At 69.5% G+C, this 21,513-nt stretch carries 22 protein-coding genes and 1 pseudogene; 7 read left to right on the forward strand and 16 right to left on the reverse strand.

Annotated features, from left to right (window positions below):
- Nucleotide 1: 1 nt before the first annotated feature.
- Nucleotides 2-652, reverse strand: a complete 651-nt coding sequence (locus ABZV40_RS02335) for a response regulator transcription factor (protein WP_355434510.1) — start codon at nt 650-652, stop codon at nt 2-4.
- Nucleotides 649-1,842 (reverse strand): PspC domain-containing protein, encoded by a 1,194-nt coding sequence (locus ABZV40_RS02340; protein ID WP_355434512.1) that lies wholly within the window; start codon nt 1,840-1,842, stop codon nt 649-651. The genes ABZV40_RS02335 and ABZV40_RS02340 overlap by 4 nt, the downstream gene beginning before the upstream one ends.
- Before the next feature lie 108 nt (nt 1,843-1,950).
- On the opposite strand from ABZV40_RS02340, the gene ABZV40_RS02345 reads away from it, so the two are divergent.
- The gene (locus ABZV40_RS02345; RefSeq protein WP_355434514.1) at nt 1,951-3,120 is read left to right on the forward strand and encodes a PspC domain-containing protein; all 1,170 of its coding nucleotides are present in this window, start codon (nt 1,951-1,953) and stop codon (nt 3,118-3,120) included.
- Nucleotides 3,113-3,307: a hypothetical protein gene (locus ABZV40_RS02350; protein WP_355434517.1), complete on the forward strand. Its 195-nt coding sequence runs from the start codon at nt 3,113-3,115 to the stop codon at nt 3,305-3,307. The genes ABZV40_RS02345 and ABZV40_RS02350 overlap by 8 nt, the downstream gene beginning before the upstream one ends.
- A gap of 58 nt (nt 3,308-3,365) precedes the next feature.
- Here the strand turns inward: ABZV40_RS02350 and guaA are convergent, their stop codons facing one another.
- Nucleotides 3,366-4,925 carry a glutamine-hydrolyzing GMP synthase gene (gene guaA / locus ABZV40_RS02355; protein WP_355434520.1) on the reverse strand — a complete coding sequence of 520 codons (1,560 nt, stop codon included), beginning with the start codon at nt 4,923-4,925 and terminating at the stop codon, nt 3,366-3,368.
- A gap of 10 nt (nt 4,926-4,935) precedes the next feature.
- Here guaA and ABZV40_RS02360 point away from each other — a divergent pair.
- From ABZV40_RS02360 to ABZV40_RS02370, 3 genes and pseudogenes are all read left to right on the forward strand, one after another.
- Nucleotides 4,936-5,229, forward strand: a pseudogene (locus ABZV40_RS02360) (phosphotransferase); the annotation flags it as partial.
- A gap of 40 nt (nt 5,230-5,269) precedes the next feature.
- Complete coding sequence (locus tag ABZV40_RS02365; protein ID WP_355434523.1) at nt 5,270-5,611, forward strand: phosphotransferase; 342 nt, start codon at nt 5,270-5,272, stop codon at nt 5,609-5,611.
- A gap of 10 nt (nt 5,612-5,621) precedes the next feature.
- Complete coding sequence (locus ABZV40_RS02370) at nt 5,622-7,067, forward strand: aldehyde dehydrogenase family protein (protein WP_355434526.1); 1,446 nt, start codon at nt 5,622-5,624, stop codon at nt 7,065-7,067.
- Between the two features lie 62 nt (nt 7,068-7,129).
- Here the strand turns inward: ABZV40_RS02370 and ABZV40_RS02375 are convergent, their stop codons facing one another.
- The 7 genes from ABZV40_RS02375 to guaB all read right to left on the reverse strand — a co-directional run bounded on the left by ABZV40_RS02375 (nt 7,130) and on the right by guaB (nt 14,402).
- On the reverse strand, nt 7,130-8,383 hold the full coding sequence (locus tag ABZV40_RS02375; protein WP_355434529.1) for an FAD-dependent monooxygenase: 1,254 nt from the start codon (nt 8,381-8,383) through the stop codon (nt 7,130-7,132).
- Nucleotides 8,380-9,339, reverse strand: a complete 960-nt coding sequence (locus ABZV40_RS02380) for an MBL fold metallo-hydrolase (protein WP_355434532.1) — start codon at nt 9,337-9,339, stop codon at nt 8,380-8,382. The genes ABZV40_RS02375 and ABZV40_RS02380 overlap by 4 nt, the downstream gene beginning before the upstream one ends.
- A gap of 12 nt (nt 9,340-9,351) precedes the next feature.
- On the reverse strand, nt 9,352-11,028 hold the full coding sequence (locus ABZV40_RS02385) for a GMC family oxidoreductase (RefSeq protein WP_355434535.1): 1,677 nt from the start codon (nt 11,026-11,028) through the stop codon (nt 9,352-9,354).
- A 66-nt stretch (nt 11,029-11,094) separates the two neighbouring features.
- Nucleotides 11,095-11,271, reverse strand: coding sequence for a hypothetical protein (locus tag ABZV40_RS02390; protein ID WP_355434537.1), 177 nt, complete (start codon nt 11,269-11,271; stop codon nt 11,095-11,097).
- A 39-nt stretch (nt 11,272-11,310) separates the two neighbouring features.
- Nucleotides 11,311-11,658: a hypothetical protein gene (locus ABZV40_RS02395; protein WP_355434540.1), complete on the reverse strand. Its 348-nt coding sequence runs from the start codon at nt 11,656-11,658 to the stop codon at nt 11,311-11,313.
- Between the two features lie 59 nt (nt 11,659-11,717).
- On the reverse strand, nt 11,718-12,851 hold the full coding sequence (locus tag ABZV40_RS02400; protein ID WP_355434543.1) for a GuaB3 family IMP dehydrogenase-related protein: 1,134 nt from the start codon (nt 12,849-12,851) through the stop codon (nt 11,718-11,720).
- Between the two features lie 39 nt (nt 12,852-12,890).
- The gene (gene guaB / locus ABZV40_RS02405) at nt 12,891-14,402 is read right to left on the reverse strand and encodes an IMP dehydrogenase (protein WP_355434546.1); all 1,512 of its coding nucleotides are present in this window, start codon (nt 14,400-14,402) and stop codon (nt 12,891-12,893) included.
- A 127-nt stretch (nt 14,403-14,529) separates the two neighbouring features.
- Between guaB and ABZV40_RS02410 the strand changes: the two genes are divergently transcribed.
- A complete protein-coding gene (locus tag ABZV40_RS02410; RefSeq protein WP_355434549.1) occupies nt 14,530-14,913 on the forward strand; it encodes a DUF5319 domain-containing protein in 384 nt (127 codons plus the stop codon).
- A gap of 116 nt (nt 14,914-15,029) precedes the next feature.
- Here ABZV40_RS02410 and ABZV40_RS02415 read toward each other — a convergent pair whose 3' ends face one another.
- From ABZV40_RS02415 to ABZV40_RS02435, 5 genes are all read right to left on the reverse strand, one after another.
- Nucleotides 15,030-15,929 (reverse strand): anti-sigma-D factor RsdA, encoded by a 900-nt coding sequence (locus tag ABZV40_RS02415; RefSeq protein ID WP_355434551.1) that lies wholly within the window; start codon nt 15,927-15,929, stop codon nt 15,030-15,032.
- On the reverse strand, nt 15,930-16,502 hold the full coding sequence (locus tag ABZV40_RS02420) for a sigma-70 family RNA polymerase sigma factor (protein ID WP_089915126.1): 573 nt from the start codon (nt 16,500-16,502) through the stop codon (nt 15,930-15,932).
- Nucleotides 16,503-16,807: 305 nt separating this feature from the next.
- Nucleotides 16,808-17,404, reverse strand: coding sequence for a response regulator transcription factor (locus tag ABZV40_RS02425; RefSeq protein WP_030471988.1), 597 nt, complete (start codon nt 17,402-17,404; stop codon nt 16,808-16,810).
- An 80-nt stretch (nt 17,405-17,484) separates the two neighbouring features.
- Nucleotides 17,485-18,378, reverse strand: a complete 894-nt coding sequence (locus ABZV40_RS02430; RefSeq protein ID WP_355434554.1) for a hypothetical protein — start codon at nt 18,376-18,378, stop codon at nt 17,485-17,487.
- 12 nt (nt 18,379-18,390) lie between these two features.
- On the reverse strand, nt 18,391-19,344 hold the full coding sequence (locus ABZV40_RS02435) for a MerR family transcriptional regulator (RefSeq protein WP_355434557.1): 954 nt from the start codon (nt 19,342-19,344) through the stop codon (nt 18,391-18,393).
- 168 nt (nt 19,345-19,512) lie between these two features.
- Here ABZV40_RS02435 and ABZV40_RS02440 point away from each other — a divergent pair, with 168 nt between their 5' ends.
- Nucleotides 19,513-19,809 carry a WhiB family transcriptional regulator gene (locus tag ABZV40_RS02440; RefSeq protein WP_089915132.1) on the forward strand — a complete coding sequence of 99 codons (297 nt, stop codon included), beginning with the start codon at nt 19,513-19,515 and terminating at the stop codon, nt 19,807-19,809.
- 68 nt (nt 19,810-19,877) lie between these two features.
- On the opposite strand, the gene groL is transcribed toward ABZV40_RS02440, so the two are convergent.
- Nucleotides 19,878-21,500: a chaperonin GroEL gene (gene groL, locus ABZV40_RS02445; RefSeq protein WP_355434559.1), complete on the reverse strand. Its 1,623-nt coding sequence runs from the start codon at nt 21,498-21,500 to the stop codon at nt 19,878-19,880.
- Between the last annotated feature and the right edge of the window lie 13 nt (nt 21,501-21,513).

Raw genomic sequence — 21,513 nt, forward strand, 5'->3', positions numbered from 1 at the left:
CTCAGACCAGTCTGCGATCAGTGGCCCAGCGGGACAGCTCGTACCGGTTGGAGAGCTGGGTCTTCCGCAGGACGCTCGACACGTGCGTCTCCACCGTCTTCACGCTGATGAACAGCTCGGACGCGATCTCCTTGTACGCGTAGCCGCGGGCCAGCAGCCGCAGGACGTCGCGTTCGCGCGGGGTCAGCAGGTCGAGCTCGGGGTCGCTGATCGGCGCGGCGCCCGGCCGGTCGGCGAACGCGTCCAGCACGAACCCGGCCAGCCGCGGGGAGAACACCGCGTCGCCCTCGCTGACCCGCACGATGGCCTTAACCAGCTCCTGGCTGGAGATCGTCTTCGTGACGTAGCCGCGGGCACCGGCGCGGATGACGTTGATGACGTCCTCCGCCGCGTCCGACACCGACAGCGCGAGGAACGTGACCTCGGGGATCTTGGTCCGGATCTGCCGCAGCACCTCCGCACCGCCGCCGTCGGGCATGTGCACGTCGAGCAGCACCACGTCCGGCTTGTGGTGCGCGATCCCCGCCACCGCCTCGCCGACGCTGCCGGCCTCGCCGACCACCTCCACCTCGTCGGTGATGTTGTCGAGCTCCGCCCGCACCCCCGCGCGGAACAACGCGTGGTCGTCCACCAGGAACACCCTCACGCTCACGTCCTGGCCTCCGTCTTCCTCGGCATCTCGAGCTGCACCTCGGTCCCCTCACCGGGCGCGGTGCGCAACCGGACCTGACCGCCGTGCCTGTCCATCCTCCCCCGGATGCTGCCGGCCAGGCCATGCCGGTCCTCCGGAACGGTGTCCGGGTCGAAGCCCTTGCCGCGGTCGCGCACGAAGACCGTCACCTTGTCCGGTTCGATCTCCGCGTACACGCTGACCTCGCCGACGCCCGCGTGCTTCGCGGCGTTGACCATCGCCTCCTTCGAGGCCTGGATGAGCGCGAACATCCCGTCCTCCAGCTCGCAGTCGCCGACCACGACCTGGGACACGGCGATGGCGAACTGGTCCTCGACCTCGGCACACGTCTGGGCGATGGCGACGCTCATCGTCGCCGGTTGCTCGCCCACCTCACGGCCGTAGAGCCAGCTGCGCAGCTCGCGTTCCTGGCTGCGGGCCAGGCGCTTCACCTCACGGGGCGACTCGGACTGCTTCTGGATCAGGGCAAGCGTTTGCAGCACGGAGTCGTGCAGGTGGGCGGCGATCTCCGCACGTTCGTCGGTGCGGATGCGCGCCCGGCGTTCCGCGTCCAGATCGCGCACCAGCCGCATCCACAGCGGCACGGTGAGGACCGCGACGCCGATCAACGTGGCGAGCACGGACAGCACGACGGTCGAGAGGTTCTGGACGGAGTCGTTCGCGACGAGGAAGGCGGCCACACCCGCCAGCACCAGCGCCCCTCCCGCCACCGTCCGCACGATCCCCGTCTTCCCCTGCCCCAGCGCGCCGTCTTTCCAGCGACGCCGTTGCGCCTCGTCCGCCTCGCGCCACACGACCGCGGCGCCCACGAGTGCCACGGCGATCGGACCGGTGATCCAGCCGCTCGCCGTGCCGCCGATCAGCCCGGTGAACACCGCGACGCCGAGCCCGAGAGCGGCGAGGCCGACGGCCTGCTGCCACTCCTTGCGGTCCTTGTCGGTCTCCGGCTCGGCCACGGTCGACTGCGGGACGAACATCCAGAGCAACGCGTAGGCGACGATGCCGACCCCGCTCAGCGCGGCGAGCACGGCGAAGACCGCGCGCACCCAGAAGACGGGTGCGCCGAGGTGGTCCGCCAGCCCGCTCGCGACGCCCGCGACCACCCGGCCGGTGCGTCGACGGCGCATCGGCTCAATCCGTGCACTCACCATCAGATCGTCACACGTCCCGGGCTGTCGTTCATCAGGGATGACCCCGGTTCCGCGAATCAGGGCTGGTCCCTGATGTGGTTCCAGGCGTGACAGCGCAACCTTGTCACCGTGAGCGGGACTGAGAAGGCAATGCAGGGCGTGGCGGACACGCTCAGGGAGTTCTGGGCCCACCGTCCGGTGCGGCCCCGCGCAGGACGCAAGCTCGGCGGCGTCGCCACCGGCATCGCCCTGCGCTTCCAGATCGACCCGGTGATCGTGCGGATCGCGTTCGTGGCGCTCGCGTTGTCGGGCGGCGTGGGCGTGCCGCTGTACCTGGCGGGCTGGTTGCTGCTGCCGGAGGAGGGCGACGCGGTCTCGCCGATGGAGGCGCTGGTCAACAAGGGCCACAGCTCGATGTCGCAGGCGCAGACGGTGCTGCTGGGCTTGCTGATGTTCCCCGCGCTCGCGCTGACGTTCGACAACGGCGGGTTCCAGGTCGTCGTGACGCTGGCCGCCGCGGTCGCGGCCATCTACCTGCTGCAGAAGAACCGCGGGCACCTGGCCCCCGCCACGCTCGCCGAGCCGGCCCCCGTGCCTCCGGTGCCGGGCGCGCCTGCCTGGGACCCGCTCGGCGCCGCCCCGTTCGCCTGGGACCTGCCGGAACCGGCACCGAAGCCGCAACCGCCGGCTCCCCGCCCGCGCAGGCCGCGCATCGGGCTGATGACCCTGGGCGTGACGTCACTGGTGATCGCCGGCTCCGCGATCGCCTGGAACTGGCTGCCGTGGCTCACGGTCCCGCACGTCATCGGGCTGCTGGTCGCGGTCCTGTCGGCGGGTCTGCTGGTCGGTTCGTTCACCGGTGGCGGGCGCGGCCTGATCTGGCTGCTGGTCCCGCTGTCCGTGGTGGGCTTCGCGATGACGACGGTCAAGTTCGACGGTCCCACCGACCTCGGTGACATCAAGGTGACGCCGAAGACCGTCGCCGAGGTCAAGGACAGGTACGAGATCAGCGTCGGCAGCGTGAACGTCGACCTGCGGGAGCTGCCGGACTCCGGTTCGGTGAAGACCTCGCTGGAGGCGAACCTCGGCGAACTGGTCGTGCACGTGCCGAAGAACGCCGACGTGACGTTCCGCTGCGAGGCCACGTCCATCGGCGAGCTCAACTGCCTCGGCAAGAAGGCGGACGGCGGTTCCGTGCAGGTCGACGGCACCGACCTGGGTGACAACGGCGAAGGCGGCTTGAAGATCGACCTGGACGTTCGGACGAACGTCGGAGAGGTGAGGGTGCTCCGTGACTGAGCCGGTGATGCGCAGGCGGATCGACCCGCTGGGGCTGATGTTCGGGATCGGCGGTGGCCTGATGGCCGCGTACATCCTCAGCAACGGGACGTTCTGGTTCGACTTCCGGTGGGCGCTGGGGGGAACGGCCATCGTGGTCGGCCTGGTCCTGCTGACCAACTCCCTGAGACGGAAGTCCCGCCCCTAGTAAACGATGAACGGCGCATTTGTCCACGTGAGATGGACAAATGCGCCGTTCATCGTTTTCACTCCCACTCGATGGTGCCCGGGGGCTTGGAGGTCACGTCGAGGACCACGCGGTTGACCTCGGCCACCTCGTTGGTGATCCGGGTCGAGATCCGCTCCAGCACCTCGTACGGCAGACGCGTCCAGTCGGCGGTCATCGCGTCCTCGGACGAGACCGGGCGCAGCACGATCGGGTGGCCGTAGGTGCGGCCGTCGCCCTGCACACCGACGCTGCGGACGTCCGCCAGCAGCACGACGGGGCACTGCCAGATCTGCCGGTCGAGTCCGGCGGCGGTGAGCTCCTCGCGCGCGATGGCGTCGGCCTGGCGCAGCGTGTCGAGGCGGTCCTGGGTGACCTCGCCGATGATCCGGATGCCGAGACCGGGGCCGGGGAACGGCTGGCGCTGCACGATCGTCTCCGGCAGGCCGAGCTCGGTGCCGACGCGGCGCACCTCGTCCTTGAACAGCGCGCGCAGCGGCTCGACCAGCTCGAACTGCAGGTCGTCCGGCAGACCGCCGACGTTGTGGTGCGACTTGATGTTCGCGGTGCCCGCACCGCCGCCGGACTCGACGACGTCCGGGTAGAGCGTGCCCTGCACCAGGAACCGGTAGTCGCCCTCGGCCTTGAGGTCGCGCTCGGCCTGCTCGAACACGCGGATGAACTCGCGGCCGATGATCTTGCGCTTCTCCTCCGGGTCCGTGACGCCGGCGAGTGCGTTGAGGAAGCGTTCGCGGGCGTCGACCGTGATCAGGTTGACGCCGGTGGCGGCCACGTAGTCGCGCTCGACCTGGGCGCGCTCACCGGCGCGCAGCAGGCCGTGGTCGACGAAGACGCAGGTGAGGCGGTCGCCGATGGCACGCTGGACCAGCGCGGCGGCCACGGCGGAGTCGACACCGCCGGACAGGGCGCAGATCGCCTTGCCGTCACCGATCTGCTCACGGATCCGCGCGACCTGCTCGTCCACGATGGACGACGTCGTCCACTGCGGACGGATGCCCGCGATGTCGTGCAGGAACCGGCGCAGCACCTCCTGGCCGTGCGGCGAGTGGTGCACCTCGGGGTGGTACTGCACGCCGGCGAAGCGGCGCTCGGTGTCCTCGAACGCGGCGACCGGCGCGCCCTCGCTGGTCGCGGTGACCGTGAAGCCCTCCGGCGCCTTCGTGACGGCGTCGCCGTGGCTCATCCACACCGGGTGGCTGCCGGGCAGCTCCTCGTGCAGCGAACCACCCGCTCCGGTGACACCGAGCTCGGTGCGGCCGTACTCGCGGGTGCCGGTCTGTTCAACTGCGCCGCCGAGCGCGCGCGCCATGGCCTGGAACCCGTAGCAGATGCCGAAGACCGGCACGCCGGTCTCGAACAGCTTCGGGTCGACCTGCGGCGCGCCCTCCTCGTAGACGCTCGACGGGCCACCGGACAACACGATGGCCAGCGGGTTCTTGTCGAGGATCTCGCTCACCGTCGCGGTGTGCGGGACCACCTCGGAGTAGACCTGGGCCTCGCGCACGCGGCGGGCGATCAGCTGCGCGTACTGGGCGCCGAAGTCGACGACGAGAACAGGGCGGTTGCTGGTGTCGGACACGCCGCCAAGGATGTCATGCGTGGACGGGGAGCTGCTGACCGGTGGCGGGCTGAACCAGGTGTTCAGGGTGGGTGACGCGGTGCGCAGACCGGCGGGTCCGTGGACGCCTCGGGTGCACGACTTGTTGCGCCACTTGGCTCCTCTGGGGATCGCGCCGGTGCCGCTCGGGCTCGACGAGTCGCACGAACTGCTCAGCTATCTGCCCGGTGACGTTGGCCACGTGTTCCCGGACGACGACGAGTCGCTGGTCGAGTCGGCCCTGCTGCTGCGCAGGCTGCACGACGCGACGGAGGGGTACGGCGAGCTCGACGGGTGGCAGTTTCGCCGCCAGGGAGCCCGTCGAGGTGGTGCTCCACGGCGACTTCGCGCCGTACAACACGGTCTATCGGGACGGCCTGCCGGTCGGCGTGTTCGACTTCGACACCGCTCACCCCGGTCCGCGCTGGTGGGACGTCAGCTGGGCGATCATCCAGTTCGTGCTGGGGCTGCCCCACGAGCGCAAACGGCGTGCGCTGCTGTTCTGCGAGGCCTACGGGTGCGTCTACAAAGACGAACACGTCCTCGCGCGACTGGAGGACGCGATCCGCACCATTCGGGAGCATCCGGCGTTCGTGAAGCAGCGCGCGGAACGGCACGATGACCACTACTCGGAACTCATCAAGTATGTGTTGGCCAACAGGGCCTAACGTGATCCCCATGGACGCGTTCACGCCGCAACCCAGGCCGTGCTGGATCGCCGGCCGCCCCGAGCAGGGCGAGCAGGCGTTGGAGGTCTTCCACCCGTTCGACGGCACCGAGGTCGCCTCGGTCGCCGTACCGGGGCCGGACCAGGTCGAACGCGCGGTCGCCGCGGCCGCTGCCGTGGCGAAACAGTTCCGGCGAACACCCGCGCACGTGCGGGCCGAGGCGCTGCTGCAGGTGTCGCGGACGCTGGCCGAACGCGCCGAGGAGATCGCCGAGACGATCACCGCGGAGAACGGCAAGCCGCTCAGGTGGGCCGAGATCGAGGTCTCGCGCGCGGTCAACACGTTCCGGTTCGCCGCGGAGGAGGCCCGCCGGTTCACCGGTGGCCTGCAGCGGCTCGACACCGAGGCGAACGGCGCGGGGCGGATGGCGGTCGTGCGCCACGTGCCGCGCGGGCCGGTGCTGGCCGTGGCGCCGTTCAACTTCCCGCTGAACCTGGTGGCGCACAAGGTCGCGCCGGCGCTCGCGGTGGGTGCGCCGGTGATCGTGAAGCCCGCTTCCGCCACGCCGTTGTCGTCGTTGCTGCTGGGCGAGATCCTGGCCGAGACCGACCTGCCGGAGGGCGCGTTCTCGATCCTTCCCGTGCGCGGCAAGGACATGCAGGCGCTCGTGCAGGACGAACGCCTGCCGGTCATCTCGTTCACCGGCTCCACGAAGGTCGGCTGGTCATTGATGGACGCCGCACCGCGCAAGCACGTCGTGATGGAACTGGGGTCCAACGCGGCGGCCCTCATCTGTCCCGATTGGACGGACCTGGACCACGCGGCACAACGCGTCGCGACGTTCGGCAACTACCAGGCCGGGCAGTCGTGCATCGCCGTGCAGCGGGTGATCGTGGACCGGTCCCTCGCTGAAGAGTTCGTGCCGAAGCTCGTGGCCGCCGTCAGCGCGTTGAAGACCGGTGACCCGCACGACCCCGAGGTCGAGGTCGGCCCGTTGATCGACGAGGACAACGCGCGGCGCGTCGAGGAGTGGGTCAACATGGCCGTCGACGCGGGCGCCCGCGTGCTGCTCGGCGGCAAGCGGACCGGGACGACGGTCGAGCCGACCGTGCTGGCCGACGTGCCGAAGACCGCCAAGGTGTGGACGGAGGAGATCTTCGGGCCGGTGCTCGTGGTGTCGGTGGCCGACGGTGTCGAGGACGCGTTCGCGCAGGCCAACGACACCAAGTACGGGCTGCAGGCCGGGGTCTTCACCAGGGACGTGCAGGTGGCGTTCGAGGCGGCCGCCGAGCTGGAGGTCGGTGGCGTGATCATCGGCGACGTGCCGTCCTACCGCGCCGACCAGATGCCCTACGGCGGCGTGAAGGGCTCGGGCACCGGGCGCGAGGGCGTCCGGTCGGCGATGGAGGACTTCACCGAGGAGCGCGTGACGGTCCTGACCGGCATCCAGCTGTAGGGCCTGCGGAGGCGTCCTGCGGCAGGACGAGCCGGTCGCCGAGCCCGGCGGTGGGTTGCTCCCTACCAGCCGAGCGCGCGCCGCTGCACCTGATCATCGCAACGGTGTGCGGCGACGTGCCCGTCCGGCCTGATCAACCAACCGTTCCTGGTCGTGAACCCCGGACCGGCGGTACGGGAGCCAGGAACCAGCTCCCCGCCGTCGGTCGTGAGCGGGGAGGTCTCGTAGGAGAACGGCGTGAAGAGCTTGCCGGAGTCGATGCCTTCACCCGTTTCGAGCGCCTTCTGCCTGTGTGCGCGCTCTTCTTCGTTCCCCGGCACCAGGAATCGCATGGTCTCGCCGGTGATGCGGAGGTTCTCGTCGGCGGCGGCACCGCGTTCGACGTCGTAGGAGGCCAGAAGATGCGGCCCTGCTCCGCCTGCGCGATCGGCGGCGATCTTCCACGCGGCGTTGTCGGCGTCGCAGATGCCCGAGTTCAGGCCGCGGGCGCCGAACGGGCTCATCACGTGCGCGGCGTCACCCGCGAGCAGAACCCGGCCGCTGCGCAGGGATTGCGCGCGACGCTGGTGGAAGCGGTAGGTGGACTGCCAGATCACCTCGTACGGCTTGTCGCCGACGATCGCGCGGATGTGGTCGTCGGTGAGCTGGACGTCCTCCGCGACCTGCCAGTCGATCCGCCAGACGCCCTCCGGTTGCGGGTGCAGGAGAACCTGACGGCCGGGATTCCACGGCGGGTCGAAGTAGAAGCGGCGCTCCGGTGTCTCGAAGTCCAGATCGACGCGCACGTCGGCGATGATGAACCGGTCGTCGAACGAGAAGCCCTCGAACGGGATGTTCAGGAGCTGTCTCACGGTCGAGTGCACGCCGTCCGCCGCGATGCAGTGACTCGCCCTGATGTCCTTTGTGGATACTCCTTCGTCGTCCTGGGTCAGGCGGTCGAGCGCGTGCCCGTACCGGAGGTCGATCAGCGGCTCGTCGCGGACGCGTTCCTCCAGCAGTTGCTCGACGACGGTCTGCGGGGTGTTCACGAACGGCGGGAAACCCGTGGCCTCCGGGAAGGTCAGGGTCAGCACCTCGCGGTCGCGGTGGTAGGTGCGGCCGGTGTACCAGGTGACGCCCGCGTCGGCGACGGCCTGGCCGACGCCGATCCGTTCCAGGATCTCCAGGACGTCGCGCTGGACGCAGATCGAGCGGCTGCCCGCCTGCTGACGCCGCGGCGACCTCTCCAGCACGACGCTCGGCACGCCGGCCCTGGCGAGGAACAGCGCGGCCGTGAGGCCGACCGGTCCAGCACCGACGACCAGCACCGGCGTCATTGCAGGGCGTCCCAGACCGCGCGGTCGCGCTCGGCGGTCCAGATCTCCGGCCAGTCCTTGCCGTCGCACTCGTCCCAGTAGCGCTGCACGTCGAACGGCAGGCAGTGCTCGAAGATCGGCCAGCGTCCGTAGCGGGGCGCCAGCGTCCGGTGCGCCAGTTCGAAGGCCTGCTTGAGCGTGCCGCCCTCGGCGTGCACCCCGCCGACCGTGCGGCGCAGCTCGTCGAGGAAGTGCCTGCTCTGGTTGATCGCGGCCTCGACCTCGATGCGGTCGCGGGCGACCTTGCCGCGCCCTCCGACGAGCACCTCCACGCCCAGATCCTCGATCTCGTCCAAAGTGGAAGTCGCCCACTCGTCGTGGAAGGCGTCACCGGTGTAGAGCGCGGCCTGCGACTCGACCAGGTCGCCGGCGAAGAGGATCCGTTGCTGCGGCAGCCACGCCACGATGTCGCCCGCCGTGTGCCCACGCCCGAGGTGCTGCAGCACGAGGTCACCGCGGTCGTCGCCGAGCGGGATGGACATGCGGTCGGAGAACGTGAGGGTCGGCCACGTCAGTCCGGGGATCTCCTCCGGCTTCTCGAACAGCCGCGGCATGCGGCCGTACTCGCTCTGCCAGTCCTGCTGCCCCCGTTCGGCGATCAGCACCCGCGTCATCTCGTGCGCGACGATCTCCTGGGCGTCGAACGCGCTGGCACCGAGCGTGCGGACCGCGTGGTAGTGGCTGAGCACGAGGTACCGGACGGGCTTCTTCGTGTGCTTGCGCAGCTGTGCGAGCCAGCGGCGCGCGGCCGCGGGGGTGGCGCGCGCTTCGAAGCAGATCAGGAAGTCCTCGGCCTCGATCGCCCCGACGTTGGGGTCGCCCTCCGCGGTCAGGGTGTAGACGCCCTCGGCGAGCTGGAGGAACACCTCGTCCTTCGGGGCGAGATCGGCGCTGGAGGCGAACGGCTTCTTGGCCATGCCTACACCGTGTCAGGAGGCCTTCACGATCGGCAACCGCAATGCGGCTGGAGCTTGATCGGGCACCGCCGGGTTCTTCGGCTTCGTCGGGTTGATCCGCCGGTAGGGCTGCCCCTGCTGCGGCCGCTGGTCCTGCTCACCCTTGTTCGGCCACAGCGAGAACGCCCGCTCGGCCTGCGCGGTGATCGTGAGGCTGGGGTTCACGCCGAGGTTCGCACTGATCGCCGCACCATCCACAACGGACAGCCCGGGATAGTTGAAGACCCGGTGGTACGGGTCGATGACACCCCGCTCCTCGTCGGCCGCGATCGCGCAGCCGCCGATGAAGTGCGCGGTCAACGGGATGTTGAACAGCTCACCCCAGGTGCCGCCCGCGATGCCGTCGATGTGCTTGGCGGCCAACAGGTTCGCCTCGTGCCCGGCCGGGATGAACGCCGGGTTGGGTTCGCCGTGGCCCTGCTTGCTGGTGAGCTTGCCGCGCTTGAGGAACGTGGTGATGGAGTTGTCCAGGCTCTGCATCACCAGCAGGATCACGGTCCGCTCGCTCCACCGGTGCACGCTGAGCATCCTCAGCAGCTTCAACGGGTGCTTGACCGCTTCCTTGACGAACTGCAGCCACCTCGGCGTGCTCGCCGCACCGTCGGTGGCGAGGGTTTGCAGCAGTCCCATGGCGTTGCTGCCCTTGCCGTACCGGACCGGCTCGATGTGCGTGATCTCATCGGGGTGGATCGAGCTCGTGATCGCGACACCCCTGGTGAAGTCGTTGTCCGGGTCGACCGAGTACCTGGCGGCCCCGATGATCGACTCGGAGTTGGTGCGGGTGAGCTCGCCCAGCCTGGCGGAGATCTTCGGCAGGGTGCTCGCCTTGGCCCTGTGCAGGAGCTGCTGCGTACCCCACGTGCCGGCGGCCACGACGACCTGGTCGGCGGTGAAGGTCTTCCTCGACCGTCCGCCGGTCCTGCGGGTCTCGACGGTCCACCGGCCGTCGCGCTCGCTCAGCTGCGTGACCGTGGTCAGCGGGAAGACCTGTGCGCCGAGCTTCTCCGCCAGGTACAGGTAGTTCTTGACCAGCGTGTTCTTGGCGCCGACCCGGCAACCGGACATGCAGCCGCCGCACTCGGTGCACCCGGTCCGCCGCGGCCCGGCACCGCCGAAGTACGGGTCGTCGGCGGGCTTTCCGGGTTCGCCGAAGAACACACCGACGGGTGTCGCGTGATAGCTGTCCTCGACGCCCATGTCCTTCGCGACCTTCCGCATGACGACGTCGCTCGGGGTCGTCGTGGGGTTCGTGACCACGCCCAGCATCCGGCTCGCCTGGTCGTAGAACGGCTCCAGCTCGTCCTGCCAGTCGGTGATGTGCGCCCACTGCCGGTCCTCGTAGAACGGCTTGAGGGGTCGGTACAGCGTGTTGGCGTACACGAGAGACCCGCCGCCGACGCCCGCACCGGCCAGCACCATGACGTTGCGGAGGAGGTGAATGCGCTGGATGCCGAAGCACTTGAGCTGTGGCGCCCAGAGGTACTTCCGCAGGTTCCAGCTGGTCTTGGCGAACTCGTCGTCGGCGAACCTGCGCCCGGCCTCCAGGACGGCGACGCGGTAGCCCTTCTCGGTCAGGCGGAGCGCGGCCACGCTGCCACCGAACCCGGAGCCGACGATGACCACATCGAAGTTACCGGCGAGTTCACCCATGAACCGGAGAGTAGGCGTTACTTCCGGTAACGCCTAGTCCCCGATCGGTTCAGACGTCCCCGGGATCTAGAGGACCAGGCCCTCGATGACCCAGACCATGAAGGCCACGGCCAGCGCCGTGATCACCAGGCCACCGCAGATGAACAGGGCGAGTGCCTTCCAGCCGATGCCTTCCGGCTCCTCCGCGGGTGCTTCCTCCACAGTGTCGACGTCGCTGTCACCGAACAAGGCATCCAATTCCACGCTCCACAGGACGCACGGGAGGGCGGATCGGTTGCAAGATCAGCTTTGCGACCAGGCGGCGACCGGGAGGCTGAGGTAGACGCCGACCTGCGCCGGCCCGGTGACCTCCTCGACGGCCCCGCACAGGTCGTCGACCCGCTCCTGACGGTTCTCGGCGCGGCTCTCGGTCCACTTGGACCGCACCTCGACCACCACGTCCATCTCGCTGATGTCGAACGGTCCGCGAGCCCGGAAGCGCAGCTCCACGTCGCCGGGCCGCAGGTCGCCGTCGTACGGCTCCTCCGGGCACTCCACCGCCACCGAAACGGCGTGCGGGAGCATCTCGGCGAGCTTCCTCAGCACTTCGTGGGGGAGGTCGGGTGCGTACGTGATGTCGACGAGCGGCACGGGTCCAGCAAAGCAGAAGGGCGCGCCCGGTCCGAGCGCGCCCTTCCGTGCCGTTGCGGTCAGCCGCGGATCGTCAGGCCGACCTTCTGGAACTCCTTGAGGTCGGAGTAGCCGGTCTTGGCCATGGCCCGCTTGAGCGCGCCGAACAGGTTCGTCACGCCGCGCGGGTCCGACGACGGGCCGAACAGCAGCTTGCGCAGGTCGAGCTCCTGGTCCACGGCCTCGGCGACGAGGCTGCGCGGCACCGACGGGTGCGCGGACGAGGCCGTCCAGTACAGGCCCTGGCCCGGTGCCTCGGTCGCGGCGGCCAGCGGCTCGCCGAGCATCACGGCGTCGGCACCGCAGGCGATGGACTTCGCCACGTCGCCGGAGGTCGTGATGCCGCCGTCGGCGATGACGTGCACGTAGCGGCCGCCGGTCTCGTCCAGGTAGTCGCGGCGCGCGGCCGCGGCGTCGGCGATCGCGGTGGCCATCGGCACGCCGATGCCCAGCACGGTGTCGGTGGTGGTGACGCCCGGCGTGTAGCCGTAGCCGACGATCACGCCCGCCGCGCCGGTGCGCATCAGGTGCATGGCCGTGCGGTAGTCGCCGACACCGCCGGCGATCACCGGGACGTCGAGGTCCGCGATGAACGACTTCAGGTTCAGCGGCTCACCGTCGCGCGACACGTGCTCGGCCGAGATGATCGTGCCCTGCACGACCAGGATCTCGACGCCCGCGGCCAGCAGGTCCGGGGTGAGCTCCGCGGCGCGCTGCGGGCTGACGCGGGCCGCCACGGTGACGCCCGACTCGCGGATCTGCTTGATCGCCTCGGCGATCAGGTCCATCCGCAGCGGGGCGGCGTGCAGCTCCTGCAGCACCTTCACCGCCGCCGCCGGGTCGTCGCTGTCCTCCGTGGCCTGGACCAGGCGGAACAGCGCCTCGTCGACGTCGCCGTGCCGCGCCCAGAGGCCCTCGGCGTTGAGCACGCCGAGGCCGCCCAGCTCGCCGACCGCGACCGCGACGCCCGGCGACACGATCGCGTCGGTCGGGTGGGTGATCAGCGGGATGTCGAAGCGGTAGGCATCGATCTGCCACGTCGTGGAGACGTCCTTCGACGACCTCGTGCGACGGGACGGGATGATCTCGATGTCGTCCAGCTCGTAGGCCCGCCTCGCGGTCCGGCCCATGCCGATCTCGACCAGATCGCGCACCTGTTTTTCCTCTCCCAAGCGCTTAAGAACCCGCCGACACTAACGTGTCGTGTAGTTCGGGGCTTCGACGGTCATCGTGATGTCGTGCGGGTGGCTCTCCTTCAGGCCCGCCGCCGTGATGCGCACCAGCTGCTGGTTCTGCAGCTCGGCGATCGTGCGGGAACCCGTGTAGCCCATCGCCGCGCGCAGGCCGCCGATGAGCTGGTGCACCACCTGCGACAACGGGCCGCGGAACGGCGTGCGGCCCTCGATGCCCTCGGGGACGAGCTTGTCCTCGTTGAGCACGTCGTCCTGGAAGTAGCGGTCCTTGGAGTACGACTTGGCGTCGCCGCGGGACTGCATCGCGGCCAGCGAGCCCATGCCGCGGTAGGTCTTGAACTGCTTGCCGTTGACCAGGATCAGGTCGCCGGGCGCCTCCTGCGTGCCCGCGAGCAGCGAGCCGAGCATCACGGCGGACGCGCCGGCCGCGATGGCCTTGGCGATGTCGCCGGAGTACTGGATGCCACCGTCACCGATCACCGGCACACCGGCGGGACGGCAGGCGAGCGAGGCCTCGTAGATCGCGGAGATCTGCGGCACGCCGACACCGGCGACGACACGGGTGGTGCAGATCGAGCCGGGCCCGACACCGACCTTCACACCGTCCGCGCCCGCGTCCACCAGCGCCTGGGCACCGGCCCGCGTCGCGATGTTGCCGCCGACGACGTCGACCGAGTCGCCGAGCTCCTTCTTGATGCGGGCGACCATCTCCAGCACGCCGCGCGAGTGACCGTGCGCCGTGTCGACCATCAGCACGTCCACACCGGCGTCCGCGAGCGTCATGGCGCGCACGAACGAGTCCTCGCCCACACCCACGGCGGCGGCGCACAGCAGGCGGCCGTCCGGGTCCTTGGTGGCGTTCGGGTACTGCTCGGTCTTGACGAAGTCCTTGACCGTGATCAGGCCCTGCAGCTTGCCGTCACCGTCGACGATCGGCAGCTTCTCGACCTTGTGCCGGCGCAGCAGCCCCAGCGCGGCGTCGGCGGACACGCCGACCTGCGCGGTGACCAGCGGCCCCTTGGTCATGACCTCGCTGACCTTCTTGGAGTGGTCGAGCTCGAACCGCATGTCGCGGTTCGTGATGATGCCCACCAGCTTGTTGTTCGCGTCCGTCACCGGCACACCGGAGATGCGGTAGCGGGCGCACAGCGCGTCGACCTGCGCCAGCGTGTCGTCCGGCGAGCAGGTGACCGGGTCGGTGACCATGCCGGCCTCCGACCGCTTGACGGTCTCCGCCTGCCGGGCCTGGTCCTCGACGCTCAGGTTGCGGTGCAGCACGCCGATGCCGCCCTGACGCGCCATGGAGATCGCCATCCGCGCCTCGGTGACCGTGTCCATCGCGGCGCTGGCCAGCGGAATCTTCAGGGTGATGTTGCGCGAGATCCTGGTGCTCGTGTCGACGGCGCTCGGGACGACGTCCGACTCGGCAGGCAGCAGGAGCACGTCGTCGAAGGTCAGCCCCAGCATGGCGAACTTGCTCGGGACTCCATCAGCGTTGAGCTCGCTGGTCATAGCGGGTGACATGCCTTCCGTCGTGCGGTCTGCCCCTCGGCCCACAGGTCAGGTTTCCGCAGGCGGAGGCGGTCCTGCCCATGGTATCTGGACGGCTGTGGGGGTACGGCGGGTACCGTGCGGGGTCGTGCCGCACGACGCGTTGCCACCAGACCCCTTCGAGGGCGACCCAGAGGACCCCGCGCTCACCCTCGGTGAGCCGGACCACGACCATCCCCCGATGGACGAGGACGAACGAGCTGAGCTGGTCAGCGACCTGAGCGACCTCGCCGTCTACCAGGCGCTGCTCGAACACCGAGGGGTGCGCGGCATCGTCGTCGACTGCGGCGAGTGCCAGGAACCCCACTACCACGACTGGGCGCTGTTGCGAGCCTCACTCGAACAGCTGCTCTCCGACGGGCGGATGCGCCCGCACGAGCCCGCCTTCGACCCGGATCCCGGTGCTTACGTGAGCTGGGAGTACTGCCGGGGGTACGCGGACGGGGTGACGGCCACGGAGTCGGCGCGCTGAACGCGGCGGCCGGCGTGGCGTTGGCCACTGAAGGCCGCACGTGGCCGACGCACGACCACCGACAGCATGTGAACGGCTCCTGACCTCGAAAGATCAGGAGCCGTTCACACAGCGTCTCACTTGGAGCCGGGTTCTCCGTGTTCCTGCCCCTTGGCAGCCCCACTGGAACCGGGCGACTCCGCCGTACCCGTGCCCGTGCCCGGCGGAGGGGGCGGAGGCGGGTTCTCGCCGTTCGACGTCGGCGGAGGGGCGACCGTCGTGGTCGTCGTGGGCGGCACCGTGGTGGTGGTCGGCGCGCTCGACGGCGTCGAGGACGACGTGGAGGGCTTGCTGGAGGACGCGGTCGACTGCGGCGCCGACGAGGTGGTCGGCGAGGGCGCGGTGGCCGAGGTGTTCGTGTTGAGCTGCTTCTCGAGCTCGGCGTGCTTCTCCTGCAGCTGGGCCTTGCCGTCCGCGGTGGAGACGGAACCGAGGCTGGCCTCGACCTTGTTGAGCTTCTCGCGGGCCTCGTTGACCTTGCCCTCGCGCAGGGCCAGGCGGGCGGACTCGAGGTCGGTGTTGATGATGGCCGCGGCTTCGATCGACTTGGCGTGCTCGGAGTACAGGACCCTGGTGAGGCCCCAGAGCGCGTCGCCCGGCTGAGCGTCGCGGGCGACCAGGCTCACGCCGGTGAAGGCGATGGCCAGCACCGCGGCCGCGCTTGCCAGGGGGATCAGGAAGCGGTGCCTGCTCACCGGCTGCGGGCGGGCAGCCTGGATCGTGGCGATGGCGGTCTCGGTGTCGACCAGTTCACCGAAGGGCGCGGTCTCCACCTCGTTGCGCCACGCGAGCAGCAACGCGTTCAGCTCGTCGTCGACCAGAGAGCCGGCCGCACCTGGCGTCGCGGACCCCAGTGCGTCCAGCAGCCTGTCATCGGCCTGCACAGCCGAAAGATCATCCGCCACAACGGGTTCGTGCGGGGCTCTGTCGTCCGGTCCGCGCACTTGCTCGTCGTCCTTCCCGTGTTCGTCGGCCACTCAGACCACCTCCTCCGCTGCCAGCGACTTGCGGAGCCGAGCCAGCGCACGGTGTTGCGCCACCCGGACCGCACCCGGCGTCGAACCGACCGCCTCGGCAGTTTCCTCGGCGGAAAGTCCGACCACCACCCTCAACAGCAGGATCTCCCGCTGCTTCTCCGGCAGGACGCGCAGTAGTACAGCCATCCGATCGGAGAGTTCGCCCTGCATCGCCCGCTGCTCCGGACCAGCGTCGGTCTCCGGTGCGTCGGGGACTTCAGGAACGGGCTCGGAGCGGTTCCTGGCGGCAGACCGATGTGCATCGGCAACCTTGTGCGCCGCGATCCCGTACACGAACGCGAGGAAGGGCCGACCTTGGTCGCGGTAGCTGGGCAATGCCGTGAGCACCGCGAGACACACCTCCTGGGCCACATCGTCCGCCGAAGCGAAGCTTCGCTCCTGCCTGCCAACTCTGGCGCGGCAGTACCGCACCACCAGAGGACGAATGGAGGCCAACAGGCGTTCGATCGCCTGGCGGTCGCCGTCGACGGCCGCGCCCACTTCGGCGTCCAGTCCGTCCCCCAAGTTGGTCATCGCAGACAACAGCCCTGGTGTTACTTGTTGGCGTACCGACATGAAACAGCACGAGTCACTCACGGCGACTCGTTGCAGCAGCACTCACCGTACCGGTCTTAACGCCTTCTGTTCATCAGTGGGGTATGGACACCCCGTGTGACCAGCCGACACGCCGAACGGCAACAGCCCGGCGACATTGTCACCGGGCTGGGCTAACTGCGCGACCCGAAGGATCACCTGGTGCAGCAGGTGAGGCGTCTCACGCCACCGGCCCCGCGTCCCCACATGCGGCATATGGGGACGCGGGGCCGGTGCGGCGAGAACTACTGGACGAGACCGCGCCGGAAGCCGTGCGCGACCGCCTGAGCGCGGTCACGGACACCGAGTTTGCGGAACAGGCGACGCGCGTGCGTCTTCACCGTGTCCTCCGACAGGTAGAGCTCGCGGCCGATCTGGCCGTTGCTCTTGCCCTGGCTCATGCCGCGCAGCACCTGGAGCTCGCGCTCCGTGAGCTGCACGCCGGGGTCGGAGGGCTGGCGCGGCGCCGGTACCGAGGTGCTGGCGAGCGTGTGCGCGAGGGCTGCCACAAGCTCGGGACGCGACGCGTCCCACCTCAGGTAGCCGCGGGCGCCACCGGCGATCGCGGCGGCGATGCTGCCCGCGTCGTCGGGTGCTCCGAACACGATGACGTTTGCCTGCGGATTGGCGGAGACGAGTCGCCGGGTGGCCTCTACCCCAGTCGGGACGGCGCGCTGGGTTCCCACCAGAACGACGTCAACCGGCTGCCTGGAAAAGCGAGCCAACAACTCGTCACCGTGCGCTACGCAGTCGATGCGGCTAACCCCGGGGACAGCCGACATCACGCGGGTGAGACCCTCCCGCACACTGCGCCGGTCGTCGCAAATAAGGACCGTGGTCACGGGGACTCCTTCCTGCAGCCGAGTGACGTTCCATCTCCCCTATCGGACGCTCGCGGCCCAACCTTGACACGATCCGGTGCTTAATCCGTCAAGAAGTTCGTCTGAGGGTCTGCGTTCGGGGGTTCCCCGGAACGGAGCAGCCCACTCGGCACCCACGGGGAATCAAGAGCGACCTGACGGCTGACGGGATCAGCTCTGCGTAACACGCAGCTCAGAGCCTCCGTCGCCCGGTCGATGGCGACTGCGCCCACCGTGGTGGGACGACCCACCAGGACAAGAGCGCTCGGCCAGATCAACGGATGAAGCCGTTTTGTGACGCTGTGATTTAGCTCACACTCGACCAGTTCAATCCCTCTTGTCAGGCCGTCGGGTGTCCCCCACACGACCAACGAGGTGCCGAGGACGAGCGCCGACTTGAGCTCGTGCCGCAGCGCCTTTCTGCTCGTCGCTGCGCCGTACGCCTCCTCGGCCGGGGCCACCGCGGCGTGCGCCCGACCGGACGCGAGCTCAACCTCGGCGGTTACCCACCCCCGCCGGACCTCACTCCTCCACGAGCGCGTCTCAGTTCGCGCGAGCAGCCGGCGGGCCTCACCCAGCCGTCCGGCACCGAGCGAGTCGGCGGCCAGACCGAGCAACGCGTCCGTTCGGGCACCGTCCGCGTCGACCCCGTCCGGATCACCACCGCCGGTCGCCGGGACGCGGGCGAGAGCGGCCCCGTCGAGAGGACGGGCGAGGTGATGCGCGCCGAGCTGGCGGTGGTGGGACGCGCGGGTGGAGAGGGAAAGGGACGCGATCACCGGGTCGGGATCGTGACGGAGCGCATCCAGCACGGTGGCCGCGGCGGCGTAGTGGCCCTGGCCGCCCAGGACGACGGCGGCGAGCCAGCGCACCCGTGAGCTGGACGACGAGAGCGCGGCCCAGACGTCGAGGTCGGGTGAGTCACCGAAGGCGGCCCGGCGCAGCTGGACTTCCACCGGTGAAGTCTGTCAGGTGACAGCCGCCTCGACGGCGTCGACGGCCTCGGCGAGGTCCTCCACGCGTTCGGCGGGCGCGGTGACCACTCCGCGCCGCCATCCCGGCCCGCCCACGAACAACCTCACCTGCTGCCGGGTGCGCGGCAACGCGGAGATCACCCCCGAATCCGCGTACCGCGGCAGCTGCGCCCACAGCACCACCGCGGAAGGAGCGGTACGGCGCACCGCGGACGCCAACGCGTCCACCGGCAACGCCGCCCCGAGCTGCCGGGCGACCACACCACGTTGCGCCAGCTCCGCGGCCAACGGGTAGAGCGGAAGGTTGTGCCTCTCCTCCGGCATGCACGCCAGCAACACTGGCCGATGGTTGCGTCCGAGAGTGACGAGAGGAGTTGCGCGGACGAAGGCGGCGAGCACGCACTCGTTCAACAAGTGCTCGACCTCGACGCCGACGCCGGAGAGCTGCCACCGCGCGGCAACGGCCGTCAGCACCGGTCGCACGACCTCGTTCCAGGTCGCGATCACCCCGTCGGACGCGAGCGAGTCGGCGAGCATGCCCTGCACCGCGATGGAGTCCATCGCGAGCGCCGCCCGGCCGAGCCCACGCGCCAACCGAGACGCTCCCGGCATCTTCAGACCGCGGCCGCCACCCGATGGTGCGACGGGAACCTCGCCGTGCGTCATCGATGATTTCGAGTCGAGCGCGAAACGGGCCGCCTCGGCCGACGACGCGCCACGAAGAAGAGCGCGTTGCATCAATTCCAAACGAGCGACGTCGCGAGGCCCGTATTTGCGGTGCCGCCCGGTGGTGTGGCCGCTCGGGCCGAGCCCGTAGCGGCGGTCCCAGGTGCGAAGGGTGGCAGGAGCCACGCCGAGTCGCCTGGCCACCGCGGCCACTGAGAGAAGGGGCTCACTCGTGTGACTACCGGCAGATCTGTGCTCCGGCTGTGTCATCACGAGAGCCATGTTCCGTTCACCTCATCCGGGCGGCAACTCCGGGCGGTGAGTGATCGAACACGCGTGCCGTCACCCATCAGTTGATAAGGGTCTTCAGCCTCTTGAACAAGTTTTGACGCGGTTCTACGGTGGATCATCATTAAGCCGAATGGAGCAGTCGTCACGGAGGCGGTCTCGATGGCGGACACCCGAAGGCTCCCCGGTCCCAACGCAGATCTCTGGGACTGGCAGATGCGCGGTTCGTGCCGGGGCATGGACAGCGCGTTCTTCTTCCACCCTGACGGTGAACGGGGTCCGGCGAGAGCACGGCGGGAAGCTCGCGCCAAGGCTGTCTGCCTCGCCTGCCCGGTGTTGGAGATGTGTCGCAAGCACGCGCTCGCAGTGCAGGAACCGTACGGAATTTGGGGCGGGCTCTCGGAATCGGAGCGCGACCACATCATCAAGGCGCGCAAGCGCCAGCTGGCAATCGTTTAACTGCAAATGCGATGAAGGGTTCCTTCATCCACGTGAGGTGGATGAAGGAACCCTTCATCGTTCAAAACTCAGTGGCCGTGCCCGTGACCGTGGCCGTGTCCGGCAGCGGCGGGCTCTTCCACCTTCTTCTCGACGACGGCGCTCTCGGTCGTGAGCACCATGCGCGCGATGGAGGCGGCGTTCGCGACGGCCGAGCGGGTGACCTTGACCGGGTCGATGATGCCCTGGTCGAGCAGGTCGCCGTACTCGAGCGAGGCCGCGTTGATGCCGAAGCCCCACTCGCCCTCGCGGACCTTGTTCACCACGACCGCGCCCTCGAGGCCCGAGTTCGCGGCGATCCAGAACAGCGGCGCGGACAGGGCCTTCGCGACCAGCGCGACACCCGTGGCCTCGTCACCGGTGAGGCCGAGCTGGTCGTCCAGCACCTTGGAGGCGTGGACCAGCGCGGAACCACCGCCGGGCACGATGCCCTCCTCGACCGCGGCCTTCGTAGCGGCGACCGCGTCCTCGATGCGGTGCTTGCGCTCCTTGAGCTCGGTCTCGGTGGCGGCGCCGACCTTGATCACGGCGATGCCGCCGGAGAGCTTCGCGAGGCGCTCCTGCAGCTTCTCGCGGTCCCAGTCGGAGTCCGTGGCCTCGATCTCGCGGCGCAGCTGCTCCGCGCGGCCGGCGATGTCGGCCTTGGAGCCGCCGCCGTCCACGATCGTGGTGTCGTCCTTGGTCACGACGACCCGGCGGGCGGAACCCAGCTGGTCGAGCGTGGTCTCGGACAGCTTCAGGCCGATCTCCGCGGAGATCACCTCGCCACCGGTGACGATCGCGAGGTCGTCCAGGAACGCCTTGCGGCGGTCACCGAAGAACGGCGCCTTCACGGCGACGACCTTCAGCGTCTTGCGCACCGCGTTGACCACCAGCGTGGACAGGGCCTCGCCCTCGACGTCCTCGGCGATGATCAGCAGCGGCTTGCCGGACTCCGCGACCTTCTCGAGGATCGGGAGGACGTCGGCCAGAGCCGAGATCTTCTCGCGGTGCAGCAGGATGCGGACGTCTTCGTAGACGGCCTCCTGCGCCTCGAGGTCGGTCGAGAAGTGCGTCGAGACGTAACCCTTGTCGAACTGCACACCCTCGGTGATCACCAGCTCGGTCGCGAGCGTGGACGACTCCTCGACGGTGATGACACCGTCCTCGCCGACGCGCTCGATGGCCTCGCCGAGCAGCTGGCCGATCGACTCGTCGCGCGAGGAGACGGTGCCGACCTGCGCGATGTTGTCGCGGCCCTTGACCGGGGTGGCCTTGCCCTTGAGCGCGTCCACGACGGCGTCGGCGGCGGCCTGGATGCCACGGCCGAGCGCGGTCGGGTTCGCACCCGCGGCGATGTTGCGCAGGCCTTCCTTGACCAGCGCCTGCGCCAGCACGGTGGCGGTGGTGGTGCCGTCACCGGCGACGTCGTTGGTCTTGGTGGCGACCGACTTGGCGAGCTGCGCGCCGAGGTTCTCGAACGCGTCGTCCAGCTCGATCTCACGAGCGATCGTCACACCGTCGTTGGTGACCGTGGGGCCACCGAACTTCTTGTCGAGCACGACGTGGCGCCCGCGCGGGCCAAGGGTGACCTTGACCGTGTCCGCGAGCTTGTTCACGCCGCGCTCGAGCGCCCGACGAGCGTCCTCGTCGAAGCTGATCTGCTTGGCCATTTACCTCAAAGCC

It is taken from the genome of Lentzea sp. NPDC004782, assembly GCF_040609115.1.
Taxonomy (GTDB): Bacteria; Actinomycetota; Actinomycetes; order Mycobacteriales; family Pseudonocardiaceae; genus Lentzea.

What these genes read in the sequence shown, in the direction of transcription:
- ABZV40_RS02440 (WP_089915132.1), top strand. Translation starts at nt 19,513, where the DNA reads ATGGCGGACACCCGAAGGCTCCCCGGTCCCAACGCAGATCTCTGGGAC.
- ABZV40_RS02370 (WP_355434526.1), top strand. Translation starts at nt 5,622, where the DNA reads ATGGACGCGTTCACGCCGCAACCCAGGCCGTGCTGGATCGCCGGCCGC.
- groL (WP_355434559.1), bottom strand. Translation starts at nt 21,500, where the DNA reads ATGGCCAAGCAGATCAGCTTCGACGAGGACGCTCGTCGGGCGCTCGAG.
- guaB (WP_355434546.1), bottom strand. Translation starts at nt 14,402, where the DNA reads ATGACCAGCGAGCTCAACGCTGATGGAGTCCCGAGCAAGTTCGCCATG.
- ABZV40_RS02420 (WP_089915126.1), bottom strand. Translation starts at nt 16,502, where the DNA reads ATGACCAACTTGGGGGACGGACTGGACGCCGAAGTGGGCGCGGCCGTC.
- ABZV40_RS02340 (WP_355434512.1), bottom strand. Translation starts at nt 1,842, where the DNA reads ATGGTGAGTGCACGGATTGAGCCGATGCGCCGTCGACGCACCGGCCGG.
- ABZV40_RS02380 (WP_355434532.1), bottom strand. Translation starts at nt 9,339, where the DNA reads ATGGCCAAGAAGCCGTTCGCCTCCAGCGCCGATCTCGCCCCGAAGGAC.
- ABZV40_RS02435 (WP_355434557.1), bottom strand. Translation starts at nt 19,344, where the DNA reads ATGGCTCTCGTGATGACACAGCCGGAGCACAGATCTGCCGGTAGTCAC.
- ABZV40_RS02375 (WP_355434529.1), bottom strand. Translation starts at nt 8,383, where the DNA reads ATGACGCCGGTGCTGGTCGTCGGTGCTGGACCGGTCGGCCTCACGGCC.
- ABZV40_RS02385 (WP_355434535.1), bottom strand. Translation starts at nt 11,028, where the DNA reads ATGGGTGAACTCGCCGGTAACTTCGATGTGGTCATCGTCGGCTCCGGG.